Below are 25,057 nucleotides of genomic sequence, written 5' to 3' on the forward strand. Positions count from 1 at the left end.
ACGACTTTGTCGAACTAGAACTACTTTTGGGAAGTGCCAAACTTTTGTTGTTTGTTTAATCTTTTGATTATTAATGATTTATTGTTTGTTATTAAATTGTTATTAATCAATTATTTTGCAATTGCTAAACATTAATTTAACAGCCTCATGGTATTTTAGCACAAAGATTTTAGGATGAAATATATAATTGCCATTGGAATATTTCAGGCGCTTTTAGCTGTCGTATTACTTTTAAGAAGCAGGTATAAAAAAAATGCCGATGATTTATTAATGTCCTTAGTTCTCTGCATAGGAATTCACCTTTCTATAAAATTCTTCATTTTCACTTTCGTAGAAGATCAGCAGGTACTTAATATGATGAACACCTTTATCGGTTTCTGTTATATTCCTTTATTATATCTGTACACTTTAAAAACTATACGGCCTGAGCTGGTGACAGCTTCGAAATGGTATCTTTTTATTCCGTTTATTATTGGTACAATAGGCTATTTCTCGACTGTATGTGTTTTAACAGTTACATCTCCGAATGCCTATTTAGTTTTGTACTGGTATAATACTATCAGTCTTTATACACTGTTACCGCTGGATATTATTTTTTCATTAGGAATTATATATCTGGCTATAAATAAACTGCCGAGAAATAGTCAGGAAAAAAAATTGATTGTACAGCTTGCTTCAATTTTTTTAGGAATAGGACTGCTTAGTGTTTTGTTTTTGATTTTCAGTTCTTCTATGTTGTCTTTAAACTATTTAAGCCGAAGCATTATTTATACGATGCTTATTATAATTACTGTAAGAATTATAACCTATAAGTATGCTGCTGCAATTGATACAACTTTACATAGTGCTAACAGCAATACACTTATGCCCGTGGCTAATTTTGAACAAGTAGCTGTAAATAATTCAGTTAATAATGAAAGGACTGAAGAAAAGAATTCTGTAATCAATAATTTGGAAGCTGCTGAGACTATGAATAAGGTAAGTCCTTTACAGATTCAAAAAAGAAGAGAAATACTAAGCCAGAGCGAAATGTTTAAAATACTTTTAAAACTCGAAAAAGCTATGGAAAATGAAAGATACTATATGGAGAGTGATCTTACCTTAGACAAATTGGCGAAGCTTACCAATTTGAATAAGTACCATATCAGTGAAACATTAAATCATTTTGTAAACAAGCCGTTCTATACCTTTGTTAACGAGTATAGAATTGAATATATAAAAGTTAAATTGAAAGTCTTATCTGAAAACAAACACAGTATTAATATTCTTGATCTTGCTTACGAAGCCGGTTTCAATTCTAAATCATCATTCAACAGATATTTTAAAGAAATTACGTCACACACTCCAAGAGAATATATAAGCTTAATTACTGTTGATGCTTTAGCTTCTTAAACAGACTTTCTCATTTTTACTGTTTTAAATCTTCTGGTTTTAATTCGTATTCTTTTTATCTGAAATAGACAGTCATTTATGAGGTTTTTTATTTCTGAATACGAAACATTATGAATTACAGCAATCTTGTTCTTTATGTCGTCGACATAATTTCCAGCCTTTAGTAAATCGGTTTCGAGATTTTTCAAGATACTATTTTCGATGTTTTTATTTTTCTTATAGTAATAAATACAGTTTTGAAGATCTTCAATCTGCCCGCTGATATCGTATAAAGCATTTTTTGAAATTGACCTGCTGTAGTAATAAGAAAACTCTAGTGGATTGTCTTCAATTATTTGATCTAAATCATCAATAGCTTTATAGTGATAATTGAGTTTTTGAAAACATTTTGCTCTCAGTTCATAAACAGTACTGTTAAATCCAATGTTTACTGCATTATCCAGATGATACAAAGCTTCATCAAACCTGCTGGAAAGATAAAGCTCTCTTCCTTTTTCAAAATCGGCTGTATTTTGTTGAGGATTTTGCTCTGAAAACTTACTTTTAAATTGCATTCCTAAATTGACAAACCACTTCATATCTTAAAAATTTAGATGGTCAGGCTGTACAGATTATAAATCTGAGTTTAGACGGGGATGTTAAAGTTAAATAAAAAATTGAAATACAGGTATTTATAAGGAGGTTTGTCTTCAGGAAAATAAACGTTTTGTTGTTTAGCCTTGTTTTTACAGGGTATATGGAAATTATTTATTTTTAAAACAGGATCAACAATTTATTTTATGAACCCATTTAAGAATTGAATTACAGCTTTTGCAAAGTTTATGTTTTAGTAACCATTAAATAAAGTAACCCAAAAAAGACTTGTCTGAGTCAGTTATTTTAATGCTAAAATATTCAATGTTAAGTTTTTATTACCAGCTTTATTGTGATATAATATTTATATATGTTTGTTAAAAGTAATTAAAACATTAAGCTGTAAAATGAGTATTTTAAAATTCCTAAAGCCTAAAAAAGAGAAAAAATTAGTTTCAAAAAATGATTTTAATGCCAATTTAGTCAAGCATTACAGGCTTGCTACAGAATCTCTGGTAAGTCTTCGAGACTCTGGGATTGAAGAGGAAGATGAATTGAAAATTGATTATCTTTTCTATTCGGACTCACTTCTAAAAGCCGAGGCATTGGAAGTAGAAATGAAAAATATTGGCTATATAGTGAATTACGGGATAGCTCCTCATGATAAAAACATTTTTGTAATTTCAGGAAGAACAACAGAGGTTCGAATGATGCATGAATCTTTAAGCAAATGGGTCGCAGAAATGTGCGAAACGGGATATAAGCATGACTCCAATTTCGACAGTTGGGAAATTGTTGCAGAATCTTATATTAAATAGGATATTGAAGGTATTCTAAGTTCTGTTCATATTGTGATTAACAACTTATATATAAATCATTAAAAAAAGAAAGTACAATTCGAAATGGAAAAACATTGCTCAATGTTAAGAATGATCTTCCAGAACTAATAAAAGTGGTTGTATAGGATAGTTTTTTCTGTGCGCTAACTTTATCTGTAATTGGTTCTGATCAGTTGTTTGCTATTGCTCAAAAATAAATTTTTGAAGCCTATACTAACATATTTGATGCATCATTCTGCTGGACTAATTTTAGTATTATAAATAACTTGTTTTAGTATTTGTGTTCCGGAAAAATTTTAAAAAGAAAAGACGACCAGCTGGTCGTCTTTTCTTTTTTTATAATTATTCTGGCCAAGGCAGATTAGGATCCGGATTGGGTAATTTAGGCAGTATCTGACTACTGGATGCAATAATTTGAATGTTGTCAATCTTTATCGAGTTTTTAGCAATAGTACCTTTGATCTTTTCTTCAGTTTTTCCATTGCTGACTCTCCCTGAAATACTAAATGGACCGATACCCACTGCTGCTGACGCTTCTACATTCCTCGTGAGTTTTTCTTCGAGAGCATTTGGCAGAACTCCAATAATTTCAACATTTCTGGCAAGAATATAGGTAGTTGGAAAGGATACAAACGGGCCTGCGGGCTTTACACCCTGGACAATGCTTCCTCCGGATGAATATTCAGTCGCCGGAGCGTTCTTTGAAAACTTCCAGGCCCTGCTGTTAAAGACCAAGGGATCCATCCAGGGCCTTACCAAAGTCACTCGCTTTAATTCACACCTGAAAGTTAAATTGGTTTCCTGTATTTTAGTATAACCTCTGTCTTCTTCATAAGAGCCTTCCCCGTTGATGGATATAATACCGTAATCAGAATTAAGGTTACTTGCTGCAATAATACCAGCAGATAGCCTTTGATTATCAAAATCTTTTTGGTTGAATTCAAACCTTATCCAGCCTTCGTCCCTATGCCATCTGTTATAAGATGGAGCAGAATAAACAGGAACAAATTGAGTTCCATTACCAAGCGTTATCTGGTTGTCCTCAAACCTGTTATGAAGGTTATGCCAAAATGCGGCACCTTCTTTGTCCTGATATTGTTGTATAATGGCAATGTTTGTTTGTTGCTGTACTTTTCCGATGGCAATCCATTTTAAATCAGCAGCCCGTTCCTGAGATTTTAATCTTGGAGATGGCTTTGGTCTTGCTGGGTCATTCTCATAGGAAATGACGGCTTCATTTAAAGTATCTGAAGCATCAAAATAGTTGTACATAGCTTCGTCACAGGGTTCTTTTAATGAATTATAGCTTTCAATAGCATGACCAAGCTTTGCCTGTTCTGCCGGAGTAATGTTGGCTAAAGGAAAAATTTTGTAATCCAATATGTTTTTATAAGCTTTAGAAACGGGCAGGGCAACGGGAGAATAGGTGGTATTGAATTGGGAAGCGGTATCAAATATTTGTGATACCAGCCTATTATCTTCAGGTTTTGTTTCCGGGCTTAAACCTGTCGGGATATATTGGCCGGGGTTGAATACAGATAAAATAGTCTCACTGTGTGTCATTTCCGTAAATGGCATTTTTGCTTCAAAAATTCTTGCAATCTTAGAATATAGTCTTTCGTAAAGTTGAATATTGTAATCCATGATGTCTGGTGTTTATTTTCCTACTCGTATGGCTTTTCGGTTACCGCCTCCCGTAAAATTTCTGAATTCGAACAGTCCTTTTTTTAGTGGATTCTGGTTCCACTTTCTTGTTTTTTTTATACGAAGGCTGGTTTCTTACTCTTTTGAAAGGAAATACTCTATTAAAATTATTAAACTGGCGATTATTAAATCGGGTTACTAAAGTATTATAATTGGTTTTATTCCAATACCGTAGAATTACCTGTTTACTAATTTAATTTTATGAATTATTGAAATATCTGGTATTATTGTACTTGTAATGAGTGTTTTACAGTAAGTAAGGGAGAAGAATAGTATCAAAAATAGTAGTATTTACAATCTTATAAACCTTAAATAAAACTGTCAATAGAAAAATAGCAATACCTTAAAAAAAGAAACCATTTTAGGGAGGTTTCGCCTATTGCTTTTTCTGTTGGAATCTTAATTCGGCCGGTTTTATTACAACAGAGTTTTTAGTTCATTAGTAACAAATGTGTTACATCCTGCAATACATTTTAAGACGTATTAAAGGAGAGTGTAAGTAATCTAACGTTTCTACTTTTGCAATAGAAAGTATTTTATGTATAATGTAAATCAAATTTGGTTACTCATAAAATTCAAAAGCATCAATGATATCCAAATATACGCCGTCAAAACCTGCATCGATAACTTTTTGTGTATACGAACTGCTGCTGCCGTAAACAACATTCTGCCAGTCTTTATTCCAGTATTTTACTTTGTAATTTCCTTTCCAGGCCGGGTTTTCTGCGTCAAGCCATTCCGGTTTATTTGAGGTCCAGCCTGATTGCCAGTAATATCGATAATCCTCTGCTTCACCAATTGACATATAACAAATTAGTAATCTCTTACCGCCATTAGCTTTATTTCTAAGCTGATTTATTTCCTCTGCATTAAAGCTGCTGCCATCCGTAAAAAATAAATCCATAATTAAAAGATCATAGTTAGTAGCGGTAACAGCGTTAATGAATGCTGTTTTGGTGCTGAAATTCGATGGATTTATCAGGTATAGGAAATTCTTAATTTCAGACAGTTTTTTTATCACGGCTGAATTTTCATTATGAATAACGCTGGGAAACCCCGGAATGGAATTTAATTCTCTTTTATCTGCCGCAAAAGAAATGTATCCTGCATTGCTATTTTGATTGTAAGATGAAGTAACATTTGAAGGCGTAGAACAATAGTCAACTGCAAGAATTGTTTTTCCTGCATTTTTCGACTTATCAAGAAGTGATTTCAGATATTGATTATCCGCTGCAGGAGTAGGGGTATCATCGTCGTTGTAGCCAAAAAATAAATCTTCCTGACCATTGCCGTCAATAGCATCAAGATAAGATTGATGATTTGATCCCGACGCATCGCCATTCGAAGAAACAAGTTCTATCCCGTTCTGCGGAATAATAATAAAATTAGAGTTCTGTGATTTCGCATATTTACTGATGCCAATAACAAATTCCCGCATTTTCTCTTTGTATCCCGTTTCATTATCAGGATTTTGGTCATCCTGATCATTGGTGCAGGATAATGTTAATAGAGATAATATTAATAGAAGCATTTTACTTTTCATGATTTAGATTGATTTATTGAAAGAACGCAGTGAAATTTGAAAAAGTATTCCGTAAATAATTAAATCTTCTTTTTTCATAAGACTGTGTAAATTTTAAAGTTAAAGAAAAAAATAATGGGGTTTTAAAACCCCATTATTTTTAATTACAGTTAGTGAGACACTACCTTTTATAATCCTTTCAGCGATGCGGCCTTTAATTAAATTATACCGATTTAATATAAAACGATAAATAGTTCTTAATTGCTGACTATAAATGATTTATTTTTCGGTTTTTAAATATACATATTCATGTCTCTTTATCCATTTGTTGTTTTCTTCAAATAAGACTTCTTTGCGTATAGAAAATTCAGTTTTACCTATTGTATAAGTTTGTTTTATCAAGGCTTCCTTATTATCATTGCCGTCTTTTCCCTGTCTTTGAGTAACAATCTGTATTTGACCATCTGTAAGTTCTGTCCTTGATACTAATTGTTCTTTTCCAATGTATTTTCCATCTTGTGAAATGGTGATAGTTTGAGTTGAGTTGGCGCTTTTTTCTTTAGGATAAGTATTAATGAATGTAAATTCGTTGGTATTGTTAATTCTTTTAATTTCAATGTCGGCTGACATTGTATAAGGTTTTCCAGAAGAGTAATCCAGATAAGTTAAGCTCCCCTTCCAGTTTCCTGCCATTTTTAGAAAGTCCTCGACAAGCTGTTGTGAATTTTCCTGAGCATTTGTAGAATATGTCGTAGAGAAACAAATAATTAATGCAGTAATGACAGTGATTTTTCTCATGGGATTAGTTATTAGGTGGTACATTTTTAGATACTGTCAAAACTAATGAGTAGAAAGTGAAATAAAATTGACTTTGGGTAATTTTTTAGTGATCGCTATTTTTTTAATATTTAAGAATAAAAAAAGGATTTCTATGCGGAATTAATTTTTCAATTTGAGACTTACTATTTTTTTACTTTATTTATTTTAAGTTAAGAAGTCAGGTCTTTTTTTGAATTAGGTGTATATCATTTTTTTTTCAACATTAGCTTAAGTTTATTATTCCATGATTAATCAAGTTTAATATCTCTTAATTTGACAGTCGAAATCCTAATACGGTTTTATATAAAGTGGGTACAATTAGTAAATTATCCTTTGCAATGTATTCAATGTCAGCTGTAATGATTTTTTCTTTTCCCAAATCAATGATCAATTTTTTATTTCCTTCCGCATCAATAGTAAAGAGTTGTCCCTGCCAGGCCCCGGAAACGATATACCCATTTTTACCACTACTGACAATACCATCAAGATTGTCAATTCCGCTAAAAATCTGACGATATTTTTTGGTTAGTTTGTTTATGGCGAAAGCCGTTTTACTTTCCATATTCAGGACTAAGAGATCCTCTTTAGTGCATAACAATCCATTTGGCTTAGAAAGAAAACCTGATTCAGTCCAGACATTTATTTTTCCGTCTGACAGTTTATAAACCTTATTCCCAAAGCAGTCAGAAACGTAAATATCTCCATTGGTATCGGCTGCTATGTCGTTAAGAAATACAGCATTATCTACAGGATACACTTTTTCTATTTTAGCGGTCTCTGTATTTATCTGAACCACTCTGTTAATATCAGCAACATATAATTTTTTCTTATACAATCCCATTCCCTGAGGATTATCCAATCCATCAACCCATTTTAAAACTTCTATTTTGCCATTTGTTTTAAGTTTGGAAATAAATCCATTGCCATCTTTTGCAAGATATTCGCCGTTTATATTTGAGATGTACAGCATCTTTTTTGAAGAGTCGTAAAGTGCCGATTCAGGTTTTAAGAAAAGAGAATCGGACTCCCATACTTTTGTAATGTTCTGACTAAAAGTTATAGTAGAAACGAATGTTGCAAATAAAATAAGAGTTGTTTTTTTCATTATTTGATCTTCAAAATGGTTGTATTAAATTTTGATTTCAGGTTGTGATGCACGACACTAAGTTTTGGTATTCCTAATGGAAAACAGACTATTCCTTAAGAAAGAAAATGAGATGACTTTGTTAATCCTGTGACATCCTGTTTGTAAAAGTAATTTGTTATCAAGGAAGCTGCAATAACTAAATATAACCACTTTTAAAATGTTAGATGGCAATAAGGTTTTAATATTGTTTTGATGCAGATTTTTATTTCCTGCCTATTCATCAGGCAATTTTATCCATTCGTCAATAAAGTTTCTTAATGGGGTATTGTCCAGATAGATTTGCCTTCAATAATATAAAAAAAATAAAAATGAAGGTACAAAGATTCATGGTGTATATGACATTATTTACAATATCACTGGGATTGCAGGCACAGAAAAAAATTTACGGAAAAGTAACTTATAGTTTACAGCCGCTTTCCGGAGTGAGTGTTATAGTTCTTAAAGAAGACTCCAGTTATGTAACCACAGCAGAAACAGATAAGGATGGGTTTTACGAAATAGAAAATGTAAAATTGGGAAGTTATCAGTTGTTGTTTTCACTCATAGGTTATGAGAAGAAGACTATCGACATAAAAGTGGTTTTAGAAGACTTGAATATACCTGAAATTGCTATGGAAATGGAGCCAGTAGAAATGAGTGGAGTTGTTATTAAAACAAAACGGTCTGCCTTTAAAACAGAGCCTGGTAAAACGACTGTTACGCTTTCGGCTGTTTCCATAGGATCAGATGGTTCGCTTTTAAATGCACTTGGAAAAATTCCGGGAGTAATGATTTTGAATGATGGAACAGTCCTTCTGAACGGAAAAGCCGGAGCAAATGTAATGATAGATGGAAAACTAACGTATTTAACCGGGGAGAATTTATTGAATCTGCTTCGCTCTATGCCAGGCAGTGCGGTTGATAAAATAGAAATGGTTTCACATCCTTCAGCCCAGTTTGATGCGGGAGGAACCAGCGGATTTATAAATATTAAGAGTAAACAAAGAACGGATAGAGGATTGAACCTTAATCTTTCATCCAATACAGAAGGGGGAAAGTACACCAGACAGAATCAAAACGTCACCCTGCAGTTTCATGAAAAAAAATATACGTTTTACACCAACTATTCATTTAACAGTGGAGTAGATTTCATGTTAGTCAATTCATCACGTGAATATCTACAAGCTAAAACGGATGCAGCAATTTTGAATATGGATGCTTACAGAAAATTTAAGTCCCATTCACACTATTTTAAAACGGGCTTTCAATACCAGTTTTCAGAAAATCTGACATTAAATACGGATGTTTTTGGAAACTGGTTTGGAAGAAATAAAAATGAAAACGCAGTATCTGAATTATTTCAAGGCCCGGATTCCAAAGAATTTTCACTTTATACTGCAAACAGTCAGCAGTCCCGTCATAACAACACAGGCGGCGGAATGAGCCTTTTGTATAAATTCAGCCCAAGAATAAAATGGGAAAATATATTTAATTTTCTTGTTTTCGAACAGAACGAAGAACTGGATCAGAAAAGCAGAACGATTCCATCACCAGAGCCTGATACTGAAAACCGTCTTCAGGGAAAAATGGGAGGAAATATCAAAATCACGAATTTTCAGTCTGGTATAGGTTATGATATATCAGACAAATATACCTTTAATTCAGGGATCAAATTCTCTTCAATTACTATTGCTAATAATGCATTATATAATTCGATGTATTCAGGTCAATGGGTTCAGGATGAAAAACTAAGCAGCCGTTTTTATTACAAAGAAAATATATCGGCAGCCTATCTGCAGTCAGGTCAGAGATGGTCAGAACGATTTTCCACAGAAGCCGGACTTCGTTTAGAGTTAACAGAAACTGAAGCGCGTTATGCCGCAGGAAATCGTGATTCGACACTTGTTACGAATTACAGACAGCTTTTTCCGTCTCTTTCGGCAAATTATGTAATTTCAGATAAGCATACGCTTGCATTTCAGTATGGAAGACGCATTGTCCGTCCAAATTACAGGGATCTCAATCCTTTCACAGAAGTAAATGACCGTTATCTTCAGGAAAGAGGAAACACGACTTTAAGACCGGAGCTGGTAAATAATATAGAAGTTTCCTGGATAGTAAAATCGCAGTATGCATTGAGTGTTTTTTACACTACTCGCAAAAATCCTATCACAAAAAGTTATCTTACTGAACCGGAAAATGATGTTACCGTTGTAATGCCTTTAAACTTAAAGCAGAGTTATGCATTGGGAATGAGAGCAGGTCTTAACAACATCAAGCCGACAACCTGGTGGACATTACACATTAATGGTTCATTGGCTTATAAGGAATTTCACTGGAGGGAAATGGGGATTTTATATGATAATAATCTTTGGAGTCCGGCATTTCAGTTTAATAATCAGTTTTTTCTCCACAACGAATGGGCTGTTGAAGCAACAGGATATTATAATGGTGAGATGGCTGAAGGTCAGGCCAAAATAGGTTCAATTGGTTCTGTATCATTAGGAGTACGAAGAAGTTTTTTTGAGAAAAAGCTGAGCTGTTATGTGTATTTTAATGATATTTTTTTAACCAGTCGCCCAAATATCAGTTTGTATAACAGCGTAATTGCAGGATTTTACAAAGAGCGCAGGGACAGCCGTATGGCAGGAATCAGTCTTTCATGGCGATTTGATTCCGGGACTTCTTCAAAAACGATACGAAGAATTGAAAATATGGAAGAAAGTAAACGTATCAATTAGTAAATTAGAACCTGAAAAATGAAAGAAAGCAAAAAAATAGCAATTGAATGGATTTATCCCGCTGTCTGGGGGATACTAATGTATAATGTCCTACGGGCAGTTACGGATCTTACTCATCATGGTATTTTCTGGGAGGGCGAGCTGAAACTGCATCTAACAGCTTTGCTGCTCTCTGTATCGATCTGTTATTTGTGTAATTATGGCTGGAGAGGCAGGATTCTCAAAACCGGTACAGCGGGAAGCATACAAAGGGATTATTTTTTTGTTTTTTTTGAAATAATTGTCTGGCTGAACATTCTGCTGAAAGTAGGGCAGGAGATAGGAGTATTGTTTATGGGGTCTGGCTGGATAGACTATATGCTGATTAATGTTGTTTATGTACCGCTGCTGCTTATCTTTTATACATTGATCCGCGGTTATCTTGCAGAAAAACAGGTAAATGAAAAACATCTGGCCCTGGAGAAATTGAAAGCAGAGAAAAAGGAGGCAGAACTTGAATTTTTGAAATCCCAGTATCATCCTCACTTTCTTTTTAATGCCCTGAATACTATTTATTTTCAGGTAGATGAAAAAAATGCTGAAGCAAAAAAAAGTATTGAATATTTATCAGAATTACTCCGTTACCAGCTTTATGATGTAAATCAGGAAGTCGCATTTTATCAGGAAATAAATTATTTACGTTCCTATATTGCCTTTCAGCAGCTCAGAAAAACGGATAAACTGAAAGTAGACGTTGATATAGATAATGCTTTAAAAGACCAGCGAATAGCTCCTTTGCTATTTCAGCCGCTTTTAGAAAATGCATTTAAATATGTTTCAGGAGAATATAAGATAACCCTTGCATTAAAACTTAACGATGATCAGGTATATTTTGAATTAACAAATTCAGTTTCTGATACAGTGGTTTCTTCTGGTTTAAAAGACAGCGGTATAGGGCTCAGTAACTTAAAACGCAGACTTGAACTACTGTATCCTGAAAAATACCGGATGATAGTAAATACGGGTGATGATTTTTTTAAAGTGATTCTTAAACTGCCTGTTAAATAATAGAAATCTAAGTTAATTTTTGATTAAGCAGAATAAATAATATGAAGTTAAAATGTATTATTACAGATGACGAACCCATGGCCCGTAAGGGAATTAGAGGATATATTGAAAAAACAGATTTTCTTTCACTGACAGCAGAATGCGAAACCGCAATTGAACTTAATAGTCTTTTGAAGAAAGAATCTGTTGATGTCATTTTTCTCGATGTTGAAATGCCGGGTCTTACGGGCATGGAATTCCTTTCGTCGGCGGTTAATCTTCCTAAAATCATCATCGTTTCAGCTTATGAGCATTATGCCCTGAAGGGATTCGAAATGGATGTATTTGATTATCTTTTAAAACCGGTTTCGTATGAACGTTTTCTAAAATCAGTCAATAAATTGTTCGATCAGAAACAAAAAGAATTTAGTACTGTAGCGGATTATATTTTTGTAAAAACAGATAAGAGAACAAAAAAAATAGTCATAAAGGACATTCTGTTTGTAGAAAGTATGGAGAATTATATTTTGATTTATACCCCTAATTCAAAAGAAACGGTTTACTGCACGTTGAAAATGATAGCAGAAAACCTTCCTGCAAAGAACTTTTTTCAGACTCATCGGTCTTTTATTGTGAATGTTGATCATATTCATGCTATAGAAGGCAATGTAATAGAGATTGGAAAACATAAAATTCCTATCTCCAGAAATTTGAAAGACGACCTATATGATAAATACATCGAAGGACGTTTTATTACAAGAAGCAAAAAGACAAAAGATTAAAAGATACCAGAGCCGGGTCATCTTTATGATCCGGCTCTGGTTCTATTTACAATATTCTGGTCGGGAAATAATTATGGGCTGGGTTATCTGAACATTCTCAGATCTTAGACTTGTATTGCGTATTAAATCAGAACCCAAAACGGTTTAATGTCTGATTGATTTTGAAATAAAACGGGCAGTAATAAAATAAACAGCTGGTAATGAGATTGTAACTGTTTTTATTTAGATAAAACGGTTTATTGTGTTCAAATAAAAACAAAAATGCGGTATTTTTGCTGCAGTTAAAAAAGCAGACAAGCGTTTGAAAAGATTTTTCATCATATTACTTTCCTTTCCTTTCTGATCCTGTTGCCTTCCTTTGGCAGTCTGTTTGTATATACTTCATTTAAGATTAATCAAAGAGAGATTGCCCAAACAATCTGTATTCAGCGAAAACAGGTTTTCAATACTTGTAACGGTCGTTGTGAACTTCAAAAAAGCATAAAAAAATACTCCGACAACGAAAAAGAAATGCAGGACAAACTCAAAGATAAAACAGAGGTTGTCTCGACTTTTGAGACAGCCTCCTTAACTGACTTTAAGATACAAAATCCAAATTATTTTATGAATGACTTAAAGAAATTAGCCTATTTTTCAAGTGAATTTGTAAGATAATTATTTTTGTTTTTTATTCAAAAGCGGTTTGTATGTATTGTAGGAGTTAGACATTAAATTTTTTGATTTAGCTAGAACTGAACTTTAATTTTCATTTATTGAGATACATTGTTGTATTAAATCTTGACCATAATTAATTAAATTCTTAGTAATAAAATTGAATCATAATTGTCCAGTTATTTGCATTAAACTTTAGCGATGATGAATTCTAGAAAAAGTCGAGTAAAATTTTAAACCGGTGAAATTCATTAGTTCGCAAAATAGGTTATTTTGTTTTACTAGAATTTGGTTTCAAATTATAAAATGAAACATGTTTGCAAATATTTGTTTACTAGTTGGTTGTAAATTTAACCAACTAATTGAAAAGCAAAATCATGGAAGCAGTTTTAATTTTAAGAAAATCTTTTTTATGTTTTCAAAAACAGAAAAACAAAAAAACAGTTGCATCAATTTTATTATTTATCACATATAGTTTTTGTTTCTCACAGGAAACAAATAAAACAGAAACTCCAAAGGTGCTGCCCCAGCCTGATTTCCATTTTCCGGGATATGTTGGAAGAACATATCAGGATTCTGACCCACCGCAGTTTCCACAGCCCGTAAAAGCGCCAAAAGGCGCGCCAAATGTGGTGTTGATCCTTTTGGATGATTCAGGATTTGGACAGTTCAGTACTTTTGGCGGGGGAGTTCCATCCCCAACCATGGATAAATTAGCGGCCGAGGGAATCCGTTTTAATAAATTTCATACCACAGCGCTCTGCTCACCAACGCGTGCGGCACTGATAACCGGAAGAAACCATCATACTGCAACCTTTGGCGTTATTTCTGAAACAGCGACCGGTTATGACGGCTATACCTGCGTGCTTCCGAGAAGCTGCGGTACAATTGGAGAAGTCCTGAAACAAAATGGCTATATGACCGCTTGGATAGGTAAAAACCATAATACGCCGCCTTGGGAAACCAGTGAGGCAGGGCCTTTTGACCGCTGGGCAAACGGACTTGGGTTTGAATATTTTTACGGATTTAATGCAGGGGATATGAATCATTGGAATCCTGTGCTATATGAAAACAGAAATCTTGTTCCAGCATCAAAAGATCCTAATTACCATATGACTGTTGATTTGGCAGACCATGCCATTTCATGGGTTCGAAAAGTAAAATCAATTGCTCCTCACAAACCTTATTTTCTATATTTGGCTCCCGGAGCGGCACATTCGCCTCACCACGCTCCTCAGGAATGGATCGATAAATTTAAAGGAAAGTTTGATATGGGCTGGGACGCTTACAGAGAACAGGCTTTTGAGAGACAAAAAAAGCTGGGTGTTATTCCCCCTGATGCGAAACTGACAGCAAGACCGGAAAGCCTGCCAGCCTGGAATTCGCTTAATGCAGACCAGAAACGACTTTATGCCAGAATGATGGAAGTTTTTGCAGGTTACGGGGCACATTGTGACTATGAAATGGGAAGAGTGGTAGATGCCGTAAAACAGCTGCCAGATGCTGATAATACGATAATCATCTATATAGCGGGTGATAACGGAGCCAGTGCAGAAGGAGGAATTGAAGGTTCTGTAAATGAGAACCTGTTTTTTAACGGCGTATCTGAAAAATGGCAGGATAACATAAAATTTATTGATGAGCTGGGAGGCCCAAAGCATTTTAATCATTTTACCGCAGAATGGGCCTGGGCAATGTGTACGCCTTTTCAGTGGACAAAACAGGTGGCAAGCCATTTTGGAGGAACTCGAAATCCGATGATCATTTCATGGCCGGCCAAAATAAAAGATAAAGGCGGATTAAGAAGCCAGTTTACCCATACCATAGATATTGTGCCGACATTATACGAACTTATTGGGATTACTTCTCCAGAGACTATAAATGGCATTACTCAGAGTCCTATAGAAGGAGTCAGTTTTGCATATACTTTTAATGATGCCAAAGCAAAGGAAAAACATACAACCCAATATTTTGAATTGGGTGTAAACCGTGGAATTTATCATAATGGATGGATGGCATCAGCACTGTCTTTTGCTCCATGGAATCCAAATAGAGGAAGTTTTGATCCCGATAAGCAAAAATGGGAATTGTATAAAGTGGATGAAGATTTTACGCAGGCAAATGATATAGCAGCAGGCAATCCGGCAAAATTAAGAGAAATGCAGGATTTATGGTGGGTTGAAGCTTCTAAATACCATGTACTTCCTTTAGACTGGAGAGCTGTTGAAAGGTTAAATGGTGAATTGATGGGAAGACCGACTCTTGCTGGAGATGCCACTACTTTTACCTATTATTCCGGGCAGGTAGGATTGCCAAATGAAGCTTCACCTCGTATTTTAAATAAATCATGGTCTGTTACTGCGGATGTTGATATTCCTGAAAGCGGGGCAGAAGGCATGATTGTAACTCATGGTGGATTAGTTGGCGGCTACGGTTTATATGTGCAGGACGGAAAGCCTAGTTTTGTCTATAATAATCTGGCCTTAGAGCGTCCTACAATTACATCGAAAGAGGCTCTGCCAAAAGGAAAGGTAAAACTGGTGGTAGATTTTAAGTATGAAGGAAAAGAAAAAGAACTGGGAAAAGGAGCAACAGTGACCATGCTGGTAAACGGCAAAAAAGTAGCGGAAGAACATCTGGAAAGAACAATTCCTATCCAGATATCACTAAATGAGGGGCTTGATATTGGAATGGATGTGGGATCTCCTGTTGATTTCAATTACAAGCTTCCTTTTGAGTTTACCGGAAAAATTGAAAAAGTAACTTATAATCTGGGGAGCTCCAAAGAATCCAGATCTTCAAAGAACGGTAAAAAATAAGAAGTAATATTTATTTTAAAGTTTTTCTATATTATTAATCAAAGTAAATATCTAAATTTCTATAAATATGTCATTACCTGATAAACTGTATAATATGAAATTTGCTGAATATTTTGATTCGATGCGCAGGATGTATCTTCAGGATGAAAAATTCAAAGATATCTGTGACCATTACTGCAGCAATATTGCTGATGTGGAAATTTACAGAAAAAGAAAGGAAATGAACTTTTCGAAAGAGCAGCAGTGTGAAAACTTGTCTAAAGAGCTCGAAGAGGAAATACTTTTTTATCTAGTCCGAAAAAGTTAATCTTAAAAAAGCATATTTATAAAATAAATGGATTAAAATTAATTCAAAAAATCCCTGTTAACTTTAACAGGGATTTTTTTCTTAGTTATAATTTTTATTTAGAGATAATTAGTTGATGGGTTCAGGGAGGGGCATTTTCCAGATGCCATTGATCACCTCAGGCTTCGGACCGTAAATTCGGGTAACAAACATGAATTTTTCATTTTTGGGAGTAGGGAGCCAGTTGCTTTCTTTATCCTTGCCAGGTGACATGCTCTGCAGGTATAGAATCAAATCCCCGTTGGCCTCATATTTAAGACCTTTGGTCTTATTGCCGATAGAATATCTGTTAATTGTATTTGGAACCAGAAAACGTTTTGGGAGATTATACATAGTGATGCTCCAGAAATATTTTGCTTCAGGAATTTCTTTTTTGCTGAACTTCAGGATGTAATTATTATTTCCTGTAAGGGGCTGGTTGTTTTTATCATTACTGCTTCCCGTATAAACGGCTTCTTCTTTTGTATTTCCATAAATTCCTGCAGCAGCTGCAACCGCGCGATTGAGATAGTTATTTTTAAGTGCTGCTCTTGTGCCAAAAAGATTTCCAAAATCTTTAAGATTGTTTAAAGCAGTGTCGAGCTCCTGTTTTCCCTCGGCAATTCCTTTTTCTATTGCTTTAATGGTTTCAGGCGGATATTTAGAACTGTTAAAAGTGCTTCCCGGCGCAATTCCTATTTTGGCAAATCGGCTTCTGAGTTGCTTTTCGCTGCTGTCTTCTACCGTGTACTGAAGCAGGGAATTTAAGATGTTGATAAACTCCTTCGAGCTATAATCGATTTCCTTCCAGACAGGAAGCGGAAGGCTGTACTTTCTTGTCTGTGGAGCTGGCTGGCCAGCATATTGATGTAATGGAATTAAACGATATTGGTTTTGTATTCTTTTCAGGTTACCGACATCGGATGGATCATAAAGCTGGGTACGTCCCACCAGAAATATTAAATTGGTTTCCGAACGAAGCACTTTATTGATCCCTTTTGGGGTTTCGCCCTTCCAGTCCGGTCCTGCAATAAGGTACTTTCCATGATTATTGCCAGTTACACGGGTTCCGATATATTCATAATTGAAAGTATAGAGATCTACCAGCTGCATGACATAATAGCGGTCATTTTCAACTTTGGGCACAATAAGTACAATTGGCTCGTTGGAAAGATCAAGGGCAGCCATGGAATACGGGGTGTCATTGTTTATTGTCACCACCAAGGTATCTGCAGGGGTTGCGCTCATGGCAAAGCTTTTAAATTTATTAAAACCAGAATAAGACCTGTCCTGTTTATTTAACGCACTGGCATAAATGGTCTTATAATTATAAAATATAGGATACCCATAAATCCATGCTTCCTTAGCAATAGCTGTTATGGAATCAGAAGATGCGGATGTTTGCGCTGTGTTCGGGTTCTCTTGGGATTTATCCTTTTTGCAGGCACTTACAATTACAAGTAAAATGATTAAAAAAGAGGTCACGTTTTTCATAAATTCAGACAGTTTGTTTAAGGAGACTTTATTTTTACTTTTAAAATTAGGTTATAAAAGAAAATTTTTACATTTTAAAATGATGAAATTGGTTGCAGATTATAATATGCAACATGTTTTACTGATCAGAGCGATGTTTTTTTATTATTTGTAAGAAATATATTTTTTTAAGTAAAATTTTAAATATTCAGAAAATGAAAAAAGCAGTAAAAATTTTGATTCTAACGATGGTAATCCTGAGTGTTTCCTGCGAAAAAGGATGGAAAAAACGAAACAGTTAGCGGTTCGACAGTATCTCATACTTATACGGCAGCTGGAGATTACCAGATACAGTCCGAGGTCACAATTAACGTTACTAAATCAAGCTGTACTACAACAGCAAAAAAGGGAATAATTGTCAATTAGGTTTATCATCTGTTAAAGCTATGTGGCAATAGATTTATTAATTTAAGAGGTTATCATTTTCCAATACTGGCAATTGTACAAAGCAGTCAGCAGGTTATGAGCAGCAGCACGTAAGTTGGTTTATTATATGTGCAGTTGTTATTTTATAAAACCTGCATATGATGTTGTAAAACAAGAGACTTAATTATACTTTATTTTTAGGGATGTTTTAAAAATGCACATTATGAGATCAATATGGACAGGGTCGGTGAGTTTTGGACTGATAAACATTCCCATTAAAATGTTTTCAGCAGTAGAGGAGAGCAGTCTGGATATGGATATGCTCGATAAAAAAGATCATGCGAACATTAAATTCAAGCGAGTTAACGAAAATACAGGCAAGGAAGTTGATTTTGCCGATGTAGTGAAAGGATATAAGCTCAGTGATAAATATGTAGTACTTGAAGATTCAGACTTCGAGGCAGCCGACGCTACTAAGACCAAAACCATTGCTATTGAGAGTTTTGTACTGGAGAGCGAAATCCAGAGCATATATTACGAGCAGCCTTATTATCTGGAACCCGATAAAGGAGCCATGAATGCCTACGGCCTTCTTCGTGATGCCCTGCAGGCTTCTGGGAAAGTAAGGGTTACACGATTTGTACTTCGAAATAAAGAAAGTCTTGCCATTTTAAAGCCTTACAAGAATGTTATAGTCCTGAACCGAATACGTTTTGAGCAGGAAATAAGAAGCACAAGCGAGCTGAAACTTCCTCCTGTATCCAAAAAAGCCACAAAAGAAATGGACATGGCCGAGAAGCTTATCGACCAGCTTACCGAAAAATTTGATATTGCAGGATTTAAAGATGAATACACTGCCAAGCTGCTGGATATCATTAAAAAGAAAGCCAAAGGAAAAGTTAGTAAAACTTCCCCTAAGTTAAAAGTTGTTCATAAACAGAGTGATGATTTAATGGAAATGCTGAAGGCAAGCTTGGAAAGCAAAACTAAAAAATCGTCTTAGCCTTTTTCTTTTCTTTCTTCTAATTTCTGAATGATTTTTTTGATATTGACTCCTTTTGATAAAACAGGCTGCCATAAATCTCCTTTTTTCTCAAAGCGTTTCAATACATTCTTTATGGTAAATTGTGATGGATGCAGCTTATCAGTCACTTCGCTCCATTCCAATGGAGTTGAAACAGTTGCGCCAGGCTTTGGGCGGACAGAATATGGAGCCGCCAATGTCTGTCCTTTTCGGTTCTGCAGGTAATCAATATAAAGTTTATTGTTTCTTTTTTTGATGCTTCGTTCCGTTGTTGTTATTTGCGGAAGTCTTGACTGGATTTCTCTAGCAATTAGTTCGCCGAGGATTTTGATAGAATCATAATCATATTGTGCACCAAGCGGTATATAAATATGAAGTCCTGTTGCTCCTGATGTTTTGCATAAACATTCTGTTTCCAGTTCGTCCATCAATTGTTTTACTGTTTTGGCAGTTTCAATTACAGTAGCAAAATCTTCTTTCGTTGCAGGATCCAAATCCATAACCAGCCAGTCCGGATTTTGAATATGTTGGATAGTGGAATTCCAAGGGTTCATTTCTATACAGCCAAGATTGGCCATATATAAAAGAGTTTCCTTATTATTGCAGATCAGATAATCTATATTTTCATCATTGGATTCTGAATGGATTTTTTTGGTTTTCAGCCATTTTGGAGTTTTGTCAAGATCAATATCTTTTTGATAAAAGGGCGGCGCATCGATTCCATTAGGAAAACGGTTCATTGATTCGGAACGATCTTTTAAATAGGGAAGGATGAGAGCCGAAACGTCATTATAATATTGGACAATTTCTCCCTTAGTAATCCCGTCATTTGGAAAATAAATCTTATTCTGATTGGTTAAATGCAGGGTTGTTTTTCCAACCTTGTTGCTTTTGTCAATTTTTGACTGCCGAGTCCTTGATTTATAAGCTTTTGAGCTACATTTGAGCGAGCAGTAAAGTGTCTTTGTTGTGCGTGCTGTAAACTCATTTTTACAGAATTCGTAGATTCTGGTAATCTTAATGTTTGAACTCATAGAAATGTGACTTTAAATGTCCCACTGTGACTATTTGTGTCTCTATGTGCCATCATTTGGCCAAAAAAAATATTATTTGCACCTCGTTTTTTCAAGGTACAAATGAGGTACAAATTTAATCAAAAACATCACCAAATATCCAAAAGAAAATGAAATTAAAAAACGAGTTAAAATATTATTTGTCAATACTTTAACTCGTCTGCTTGTTTTTGTTTTGTGATATTTTGTCCCTCTATTTCCCGATACAGAAATTAGCAACTCTGTATTTATAAGGGTTTACAAAGTACGAGGTACAATTGAGGTACAAGTTTTAACAAAATAACACTTAGTAAAAACAAAAAAACGTTTATAAATTTTGAATAGCAAGATTAGATTTTGTTATTTTTTTATGGTATTTTAAAGAACACATTAACCCAGTGGTTAAAACAAATTTAAAAAATATATTTTAAAGATTGAGTTAATAATATTTATAGTTACTGACACGATACAATTTCAAAATATTCAAATCAAAATTTAGTGAGGACATTAGAGCTTTTAAATGAGTTTACTTTAATTAGAAAGTTATTTTGTCATACGTTTGCCAGGCATGAAGAGAGCAGGATTCGAACTTTAAGCTCAGAGCCCGCGTATTTCCTACATTTCTCTTTTTTTAATCCTATCTTGCCACGATATTGTTGAATGGGTGAAGTTTAATCGTGCAAACAGTTTTTGAGGACGCAACTTGATTACAATGAACATTATAATTCTGTGTCTGTATTAAGCAAAATTACTTTTTTTGAGATGAGTTTAAATAGAACGTTAAGATATTTTTGCAGAGTTTTATCTCAGACCAGCCGCTTTAAAAAACGGGCAGCAGAATATTAAATCGATCCGTTTCTTAATAAATTTTTTTAATGGGCTATTGGAGGCTTTTAGTTCTTCTTTCCCAATGCGGAAAGTTTCATTTCACCCATATATTTCCTTACAGTTCTGCTGGATAACTGATATCCGGAGTTTTCAAGTTCAATGGCAATTCTTTCGCTTCCGTAGCGCTGTCCCGCTGCATAAAATATTGAAGCTATTTTCTGCTGCATTAAAATCTTTTTCTGCTGGGTATCGTTAAGAGGCTTTTTCTTCCATCTCTGGTATTCTATCCTGTTAATGCCTAAAATATCTGCCATCATCCTTATGGAGTATCGGCTTTCATTCTCCTTTATGAAATCAAATATTTTTATCTTACCCTGCGGAATTGATTCTCCGGCATTCTTTAGAATTTCAATTTTCAATTCTGTTTTTTTTATATTTTTTTCCAATAGCAAAATTTCGGCATCAATACTGAGCTGCTGATTCGTTTTCTTCATAACTGAAAGTTTATTCCAGAATAATATTCATCATTAAACTGCTCTATTGTTTTATTATTCAGAGAGGTATGAATTCTTTTCGTATTATACCAGTTCTCAATAAATTCAAATATTTCGTCCTTCATCTGTTTTCTGGTCCGCAGATTGTTTTTGCCGTACCTTAATTCTCTCTTTAACGTATTGAAGAAGCTTTCAGAAACGGCATTGTCCCAGCTGCATCCTTTGCGGCTCATGCTCGGCGTAAATTTATTGCAGGCAAGCAGCTGTGTAAATGCCCTGTTTGCATACTGGACTCCTCGGTCGGAATGAAATATAAGCCCTTCGGGCGCTTTCCTTTTTTCGGCTGCCATCCGCAGTGCGGCAAGCGTGGTATTTTTGCTGTCCAGCCGCGAGCCCAGATTCCACCCGATTATTTTTCGGTCAAAAAGATCGATGACGATTGTGAGATACATAAAGCCTTTCGTGGTCTGCAGATAGGTGATATCAGATGACCAAACCTTGGAATGCCCTTCTACTTTAAATACCCTGTTTAATATATTGGATGCGGTATAATATTTATGCACTGAATCTGTAGTGGCTTTAAATTTCCTCTTCTTAACACGGCGCAACCTTAGTATTCGCATGTAAAATGAAACCTGTTCCTTGCAGATTTTATATCCCAGCTTATGCAGCTCTTCTGTAAGCCTGTTTCTTCCGTAATGTTTTTTGAAGCGGAGAAATAATGATTTTAGGTCCTCTTTTAAACGGGCGATATGCTTCTTTTTTTCAGAAATGCCATTCATTTTCCATCGATGGTATCTGCCGTAGCCCACTTCCAGAATTTCGCACATTTTCAATATTGAATATCTGCTTTCATTTTCTTTTATAAACTTGTAAATTACCAGATCTCCCCGATGCAGGTATCGGGATGCTTTTCTAAGGATCTCATACTTCAGTGAAGATTCAGCGTTTTTTTTACGTAGAAGATGGATTTCTTCCTCGTCGGGATGAAATCTGTCATAACCTGCCCCTCTGAAGCTTCCTTCTCCGAATTTTTCATATTCATTTCTCCATCTCCATAAGAGATTTGGATTTATTCCAAGCTCCCCTGAAAACTCTTTGACGCTGCCTTTTTCATAACTCAGCCTAACGGCATTTACTTTAAAAGTACGGCTGAATTTTTTTCGTTTCGGATCCATATATTTTATCTATTGTTTTATTAACAGGCAAATTAGAAATTAATTTGCTATTATACTCTTGCTATTTTAAACTCTTGAAACTTTCTGCTGCTCAAATATGATTTTAAAGTATGTGGAAATGAAGCGGCTTTGTAAAAGAAAATGGATACATAGATAAGGTAGCTAAATGCCCTTTATTTTTTATGAAAACACCTTTTTGGCAGGATGTATGAGCTCAAAAAAAATCACTTTAGTTTTAGTTGACGGAAAAGATATACCGTCGATTATTTATTTTATTCAATAGAAATCATCAGATTTATATTTCTGATTAAAATATTAATAAGTTGTTTTTTTAGTTAGTTACTTGGTTTTAGATATTTGTTTTTCTTTTAGGTTTTTTTATTTTGATTTTTGCCGGTGATGGTGAGGTTTGCTGGAAAGGGAGTATATTTTAAAGAGAAAGCAATATTATGCTATTTGATTTCTGAATATAGATAAGCTGGAAGCATTGTGAAAGTATTTGCCAGGCGGTATGCTTGCGGCTCTTTTTCCTAAAAAAGAAAAAGCTTCAGATTTCTCTAAAGCTTTCGATACATTTGTTTTTGAGGATTAAATTCAGGATTTATCTCAGCACTCTTGGGTGTTTTTGTTTCCAGAATGTTATAGCGTATCAAAGAGAATCTTCACTGCAAAATGAAAATGAGAGAACTTGCAGCAGATACATTCCTGCGGCTTTTAAGTTAATAGCCCGAAGAAGATCATACCCGCTATGCTGCAGGTTAATTTTTAAGCGTTGCTTTTTTTTTTCAGTTTTCTTTTTCATTAGTTTTTTCTTCTGGAAAAACAGCTTAAAGCTTTTTCTTCAGCTGGTGTCAGAGAGTTTAGTGCGCCGATGGTGTCTATTTCCAGATCTAATTTTTTTGTTTTCAGAATTATTTACTTTGAAAATATTTGTTGATTAATTTCAAAGCCTATTTTGTTTCAATTATCATAATCCTTCCGCCAGAATGGAATGCTCCAAGCGTTTTTTCGTAATGATCGACTAATTGTGACTTTGAAAGAAAAGAAACATTTCCATCGTGTCCGCGCTGAAAAGATAATTTGCAGGCGTAAGCGACCAGATTACCGTGACTCCTGCATAAACTTTTGTACTGCCTTTGTCGAAGGCTTCTGAAAAAAAATGGCAGGATTTTCCGTTCTCCGGAATTTGAGGCCTGTTCTCGTTACTATGAAATTGAAAAGCCTGAGAGTGCCGCTTCTCAGGCTTTTTAGTGGTTTGGAAATTTATTGAATTTTGTTTTAGTTTTAAAACAACGTTCTGATAGCCTTAAAATAAACTAAGTCCATTCTTGGGGATTGGAAACCGAGATAACCGGCTGGCAGATCATTAAAATGCAAGGCCGCTTCCCATACAGCTGATTTCTTAAATCAATTGCTGATGTTATGAGATCAGTTTTTATTTTTTAACTGTAATTTTTTCTTGTGTAATTTTTTTCGCAGCATTTTTTTTAGATTTTCTACCTGCAATAAAATCACTAATTTCTTTTCGTTCCTGGTCAGTTAATGGGGGACTTTGAATTATAAAATCGACCCCTTTAGGTTCTTTTATTAAGTTCATCTCTCTAAGATTTAAAATATTTTTTCACTAATTTTTTTGCTGCTTCAGTTTCAATAATCATTCTCTGATTTTTAAAATGAAAAGCACCTAGATTTTCTTCGTAATGTTTAATTAAGTTTGTTTTAGCTGTAAATGCGACAAAACCCTCAAAGCCTTTTTGGAAAGAAACTTTACAAGCATAAGCTACTAAATTTCCAGCAACGCCCTCGTAGAGTTTGTCTTTACCAATATTAAAAGGAGAACTTTCAAGTAAATTCATATAAATGTGATCCTGTTCAACAGTTATACTTAAAAGTCCCTGTAGAATTGATGAGTTGTTTACTATTGTCAGCTTATAAACCTCTTTTTGTAAATTTTTGAATTCTAATTTCCAGTCAAAATTCCAGCCATTCTTTTGGGTTACATTTTTCAAGTCAGTTGTAGTCATTCTGCTGACTTCTGTTTGAAAACTGTCTCCAGAAATTGTGTTTAGAATAGAATCTGTTAATTTGTCAATTATGAAATCTTGTTCTATTTGAATTTTAGTACTCATACTTCAAAAATACGAAATAATTTGATTTTTATGAAATTGAATTTCTGCTGTAAATTTCGGTTTGCTGCTTCAAGCTACCTTAGTTAGTTAGTTAGTTAGTTAGTTAGTTAGTTAGTTAGTTAGTTAGTTAGTTA

General features: G+C 34.5%; 21 protein-coding genes. 9 read left to right on the forward strand and 12 right to left on the reverse strand.

Features of this window, described 5'->3' with window-relative positions; translation table 11 throughout:
• The first annotated feature begins 174 nt into the window (after positions 1–174).
• A complete protein-coding gene (locus ACODST_RS12940) occupies positions 175–1,392 on the forward strand; it encodes a helix-turn-helix domain-containing protein (RefSeq protein ID WP_488932529.1) in 1,218 nt (405 codons plus the stop codon).
• Here the strand turns inward: ACODST_RS12940 and ACODST_RS12945 are convergent.
• Positions 1,389–1,970: a hypothetical protein gene (locus tag ACODST_RS12945; RefSeq protein WP_488932530.1), complete on the reverse strand. Its 582-nt coding sequence runs from the start codon at positions 1,968–1,970 to the stop codon at positions 1,389–1,391. The two genes, ACODST_RS12940 and ACODST_RS12945, sit on opposite strands and share 4 nt — an antisense overlap.
• 402 nt (positions 1,971–2,372) lie before the next feature.
• Here ACODST_RS12945 and ACODST_RS12950 point away from each other — a divergent pair, with 402 nt between their 5' ends.
• Positions 2,373–2,783 carry a ribonuclease E inhibitor RraB gene (locus ACODST_RS12950; protein ID WP_488932531.1) on the forward strand — a complete coding sequence of 137 codons (411 nt, stop codon included), beginning with the start codon at positions 2,373–2,375 and terminating at the stop codon, positions 2,781–2,783.
• A 363-nt stretch (positions 2,784–3,146) separates the two neighbouring features.
• Here ACODST_RS12950 and ACODST_RS12955 read toward each other — a convergent pair whose 3' ends face one another.
• The 4 genes from ACODST_RS12955 to ACODST_RS12970 form a co-directional block, all read right to left on the reverse strand.
• Positions 3,147–4,448 (reverse strand): hypothetical protein, encoded by a 1,302-nt coding sequence (locus ACODST_RS12955; RefSeq protein WP_488932532.1) that lies wholly within the window; start codon positions 4,446–4,448, stop codon positions 3,147–3,149.
• Between the two features lie 622 nt (positions 4,449–5,070).
• Positions 5,071–6,039: an endo alpha-1,4 polygalactosaminidase gene (locus ACODST_RS12960; protein ID WP_488932533.1), complete on the reverse strand. Its 969-nt coding sequence runs from the start codon at positions 6,037–6,039 to the stop codon at positions 5,071–5,073.
• Between the two features lie 270 nt (positions 6,040–6,309).
• On the reverse strand, positions 6,310–6,828 hold the full coding sequence (locus ACODST_RS12965; protein ID WP_488932534.1) for a hypothetical protein: 519 nt from the start codon (positions 6,826–6,828) through the stop codon (positions 6,310–6,312).
• A 289-nt stretch (positions 6,829–7,117) separates the two neighbouring features.
• Positions 7,118–7,954, reverse strand: a complete 837-nt coding sequence (locus tag ACODST_RS12970) for an SMP-30/gluconolactonase/LRE family protein (protein WP_488932535.1) — start codon at positions 7,952–7,954, stop codon at positions 7,118–7,120.
• A 350-nt stretch (positions 7,955–8,304) separates the two neighbouring features.
• On the opposite strand from ACODST_RS12970, the gene ACODST_RS12975 reads away from it, so the two are divergent.
• The 5 genes from ACODST_RS12975 (at position 8,305) to ACODST_RS12995 (ending at position 16,301) form a co-directional block, all read left to right on the forward strand.
• Positions 8,305–10,716, forward strand: a complete 2,412-nt coding sequence (locus ACODST_RS12975) for a TonB-dependent receptor domain-containing protein (protein WP_488932536.1) — start codon at positions 8,305–8,307, stop codon at positions 10,714–10,716.
• 18 nt (positions 10,717–10,734) lie between these two features.
• Positions 10,735–11,763, forward strand: coding sequence for a sensor histidine kinase (locus ACODST_RS12980; RefSeq protein WP_488932537.1), 1,029 nt, complete (start codon positions 10,735–10,737; stop codon positions 11,761–11,763).
• 41 nt (positions 11,764–11,804) lie between these two features.
• Positions 11,805–12,524, forward strand: a complete 720-nt coding sequence (locus tag ACODST_RS12985) for a LytR/AlgR family response regulator transcription factor (RefSeq protein WP_488932538.1) — start codon at positions 11,805–11,807, stop codon at positions 12,522–12,524.
• A 1,028-nt stretch (positions 12,525–13,552) separates the two neighbouring features.
• On the forward strand, positions 13,553–15,994 hold the full coding sequence (locus tag ACODST_RS12990; RefSeq protein ID WP_488932539.1) for an arylsulfatase: 2,442 nt from the start codon (positions 13,553–13,555) through the stop codon (positions 15,992–15,994).
• A 67-nt stretch (positions 15,995–16,061) separates the two neighbouring features.
• Entirely contained in the window at positions 16,062–16,301 is a 240-nt protein-coding gene (locus tag ACODST_RS12995; protein ID WP_488932540.1) for a hypothetical protein, read from the forward strand.
• 108 nt (positions 16,302–16,409) lie between these two features.
• On the opposite strand, the gene ACODST_RS13000 is transcribed toward ACODST_RS12995, so the two are convergent.
• Positions 16,410–17,813 carry a DUF1254 domain-containing protein gene (locus ACODST_RS13000; RefSeq protein ID WP_488932541.1) on the reverse strand — a complete coding sequence of 468 codons (1,404 nt, stop codon included), beginning with the start codon at positions 17,811–17,813 and terminating at the stop codon, positions 16,410–16,412.
• Between the two features lie 240 nt (positions 17,814–18,053).
• On the opposite strand from ACODST_RS13000, the gene ACODST_RS13005 reads away from it, so the two are divergent.
• Positions 18,054–18,218 carry a PKD domain-containing protein gene (locus ACODST_RS13005; RefSeq protein ID WP_488932542.1) on the forward strand — a complete coding sequence of 55 codons (165 nt, stop codon included), beginning with the start codon at positions 18,054–18,056 and terminating at the stop codon, positions 18,216–18,218.
• Positions 18,219–18,441: 223 nt separating this feature from the next.
• Positions 18,442–19,221 (forward strand): non-homologous end joining protein Ku, encoded by a 780-nt coding sequence (gene ku / locus ACODST_RS13010; protein WP_488932543.1) that lies wholly within the window; start codon positions 18,442–18,444, stop codon positions 19,219–19,221.
• Here the strand turns inward: ku and ligD are convergent.
• The 6 genes from ligD to ACODST_RS13040 form a co-directional block, all read right to left on the reverse strand.
• Positions 19,218–20,276: a non-homologous end-joining DNA ligase gene (ligD, locus tag ACODST_RS13015; RefSeq protein ID WP_488932544.1), complete on the reverse strand. Its 1,059-nt coding sequence runs from the start codon at positions 20,274–20,276 to the stop codon at positions 19,218–19,220. The two genes, ku and ligD, sit on opposite strands and share 4 nt — an antisense overlap.
• 911 nt (positions 20,277–21,187) lie before the next feature.
• Positions 21,188–21,616 (reverse strand): IS3 family transposase, encoded by a 429-nt coding sequence (locus ACODST_RS13020; protein WP_488932545.1) that lies wholly within the window; start codon positions 21,614–21,616, stop codon positions 21,188–21,190.
• Entirely contained in the window at positions 21,613–22,794 is a 1,182-nt protein-coding gene (locus tag ACODST_RS13025; RefSeq protein WP_488932546.1) for an IS3 family transposase, read from the reverse strand. The genes ACODST_RS13020 and ACODST_RS13025 overlap by 4 nt, the downstream gene beginning before the upstream one ends.
• 649 nt (positions 22,795–23,443) lie before the next feature.
• Positions 23,444–23,596 carry a hypothetical protein gene (locus tag ACODST_RS13030; protein ID WP_488932547.1) on the reverse strand — a complete coding sequence of 51 codons (153 nt, stop codon included), beginning with the start codon at positions 23,594–23,596 and terminating at the stop codon, positions 23,444–23,446.
• 633 nt (positions 23,597–24,229) lie between these two features.
• Positions 24,230–24,391 (reverse strand): hypothetical protein, encoded by a 162-nt coding sequence (locus tag ACODST_RS13035; protein WP_488932548.1) that lies wholly within the window; start codon positions 24,389–24,391, stop codon positions 24,230–24,232.
• A 4-nt stretch (positions 24,392–24,395) separates the two neighbouring features.
• Positions 24,396–24,923, reverse strand: coding sequence for a hypothetical protein (locus ACODST_RS13040; RefSeq protein ID WP_488932549.1), 528 nt, complete (start codon positions 24,921–24,923; stop codon positions 24,396–24,398).
• Positions 24,924–25,057: the final 134 nt, after the last annotated feature.

The organism is Flavobacterium sp. FG19, from assembly GCF_057809475.1.

Excerpts from the sequence above, each read along its gene's own strand:
- ACODST_RS12990 (WP_488932539.1), top strand. The coding sequence starts at position 13,553 with ATGGAAGCAGTTTTAATTTTAAGAAAATCTTTTTTATGTTTTCAAAAA.
- ACODST_RS13030 (WP_488932547.1), bottom strand. The coding sequence starts at position 23,596 with ATGAAAAAGAAAACTGAAAAAAAAAAGCAACGCTTAAAAATTAACCTG.
- ACODST_RS13025 (WP_488932546.1), bottom strand. The coding sequence starts at position 22,794 with ATGGATCCGAAACGAAAAAAATTCAGCCGTACTTTTAAAGTAAATGCC.
- ACODST_RS12950 (WP_488932531.1), top strand. The coding sequence starts at position 2,373 with ATGAGTATTTTAAAATTCCTAAAGCCTAAAAAAGAGAAAAAATTAGTT.
- ACODST_RS13000 (WP_488932541.1), bottom strand. The coding sequence starts at position 17,813 with ATGAAAAACGTGACCTCTTTTTTAATCATTTTACTTGTAATTGTAAGT.
- ACODST_RS12945 (WP_488932530.1), bottom strand. The coding sequence starts at position 1,970 with ATGAAGTGGTTTGTCAATTTAGGAATGCAATTTAAAAGTAAGTTTTCA.
- ACODST_RS12965 (WP_488932534.1), bottom strand. The coding sequence starts at position 6,828 with ATGAGAAAAATCACTGTCATTACTGCATTAATTATTTGTTTCTCTACG.
- ACODST_RS12960 (WP_488932533.1), bottom strand. The coding sequence starts at position 6,039 with ATGCTTCTATTAATATTATCTCTATTAACATTATCCTGCACCAATGAT.
- ACODST_RS12975 (WP_488932536.1), top strand. The coding sequence starts at position 8,305 with ATGAAGGTACAAAGATTCATGGTGTATATGACATTATTTACAATATCA.
- ku (WP_488932543.1), top strand. The coding sequence starts at position 18,442 with ATGAGATCAATATGGACAGGGTCGGTGAGTTTTGGACTGATAAACATT.
- ACODST_RS12955 (WP_488932532.1), bottom strand. The coding sequence starts at position 4,448 with ATGGATTACAATATTCAACTTTACGAAAGACTATATTCTAAGATTGCA.
- ligD (WP_488932544.1), bottom strand. The coding sequence starts at position 20,276 with ATGAGTTCAAACATTAAGATTACCAGAATCTACGAATTCTGTAAAAAT.
- ACODST_RS13035 (WP_488932548.1), bottom strand. The coding sequence starts at position 24,391 with ATGAACTTAATAAAAGAACCTAAAGGGGTCGATTTTATAATTCAAAGT.
- ACODST_RS12940 (WP_488932529.1), top strand. The coding sequence starts at position 175 with ATGAAATATATAATTGCCATTGGAATATTTCAGGCGCTTTTAGCTGTC.
- ACODST_RS12980 (WP_488932537.1), top strand. The coding sequence starts at position 10,735 with ATGAAAGAAAGCAAAAAAATAGCAATTGAATGGATTTATCCCGCTGTC.
- ACODST_RS13020 (WP_488932545.1), bottom strand. The coding sequence starts at position 21,616 with ATGAAGAAAACGAATCAGCAGCTCAGTATTGATGCCGAAATTTTGCTA.
- ACODST_RS13040 (WP_488932549.1), bottom strand. The coding sequence starts at position 24,923 with ATGAGTACTAAAATTCAAATAGAACAAGATTTCATAATTGACAAATTA.
- ACODST_RS12985 (WP_488932538.1), top strand. The coding sequence starts at position 11,805 with ATGAAGTTAAAATGTATTATTACAGATGACGAACCCATGGCCCGTAAG.
- ACODST_RS12970 (WP_488932535.1), bottom strand. The coding sequence starts at position 7,954 with ATGAAAAAAACAACTCTTATTTTATTTGCAACATTCGTTTCTACTATA.
- ACODST_RS12995 (WP_488932540.1), top strand. The coding sequence starts at position 16,062 with ATGTCATTACCTGATAAACTGTATAATATGAAATTTGCTGAATATTTT.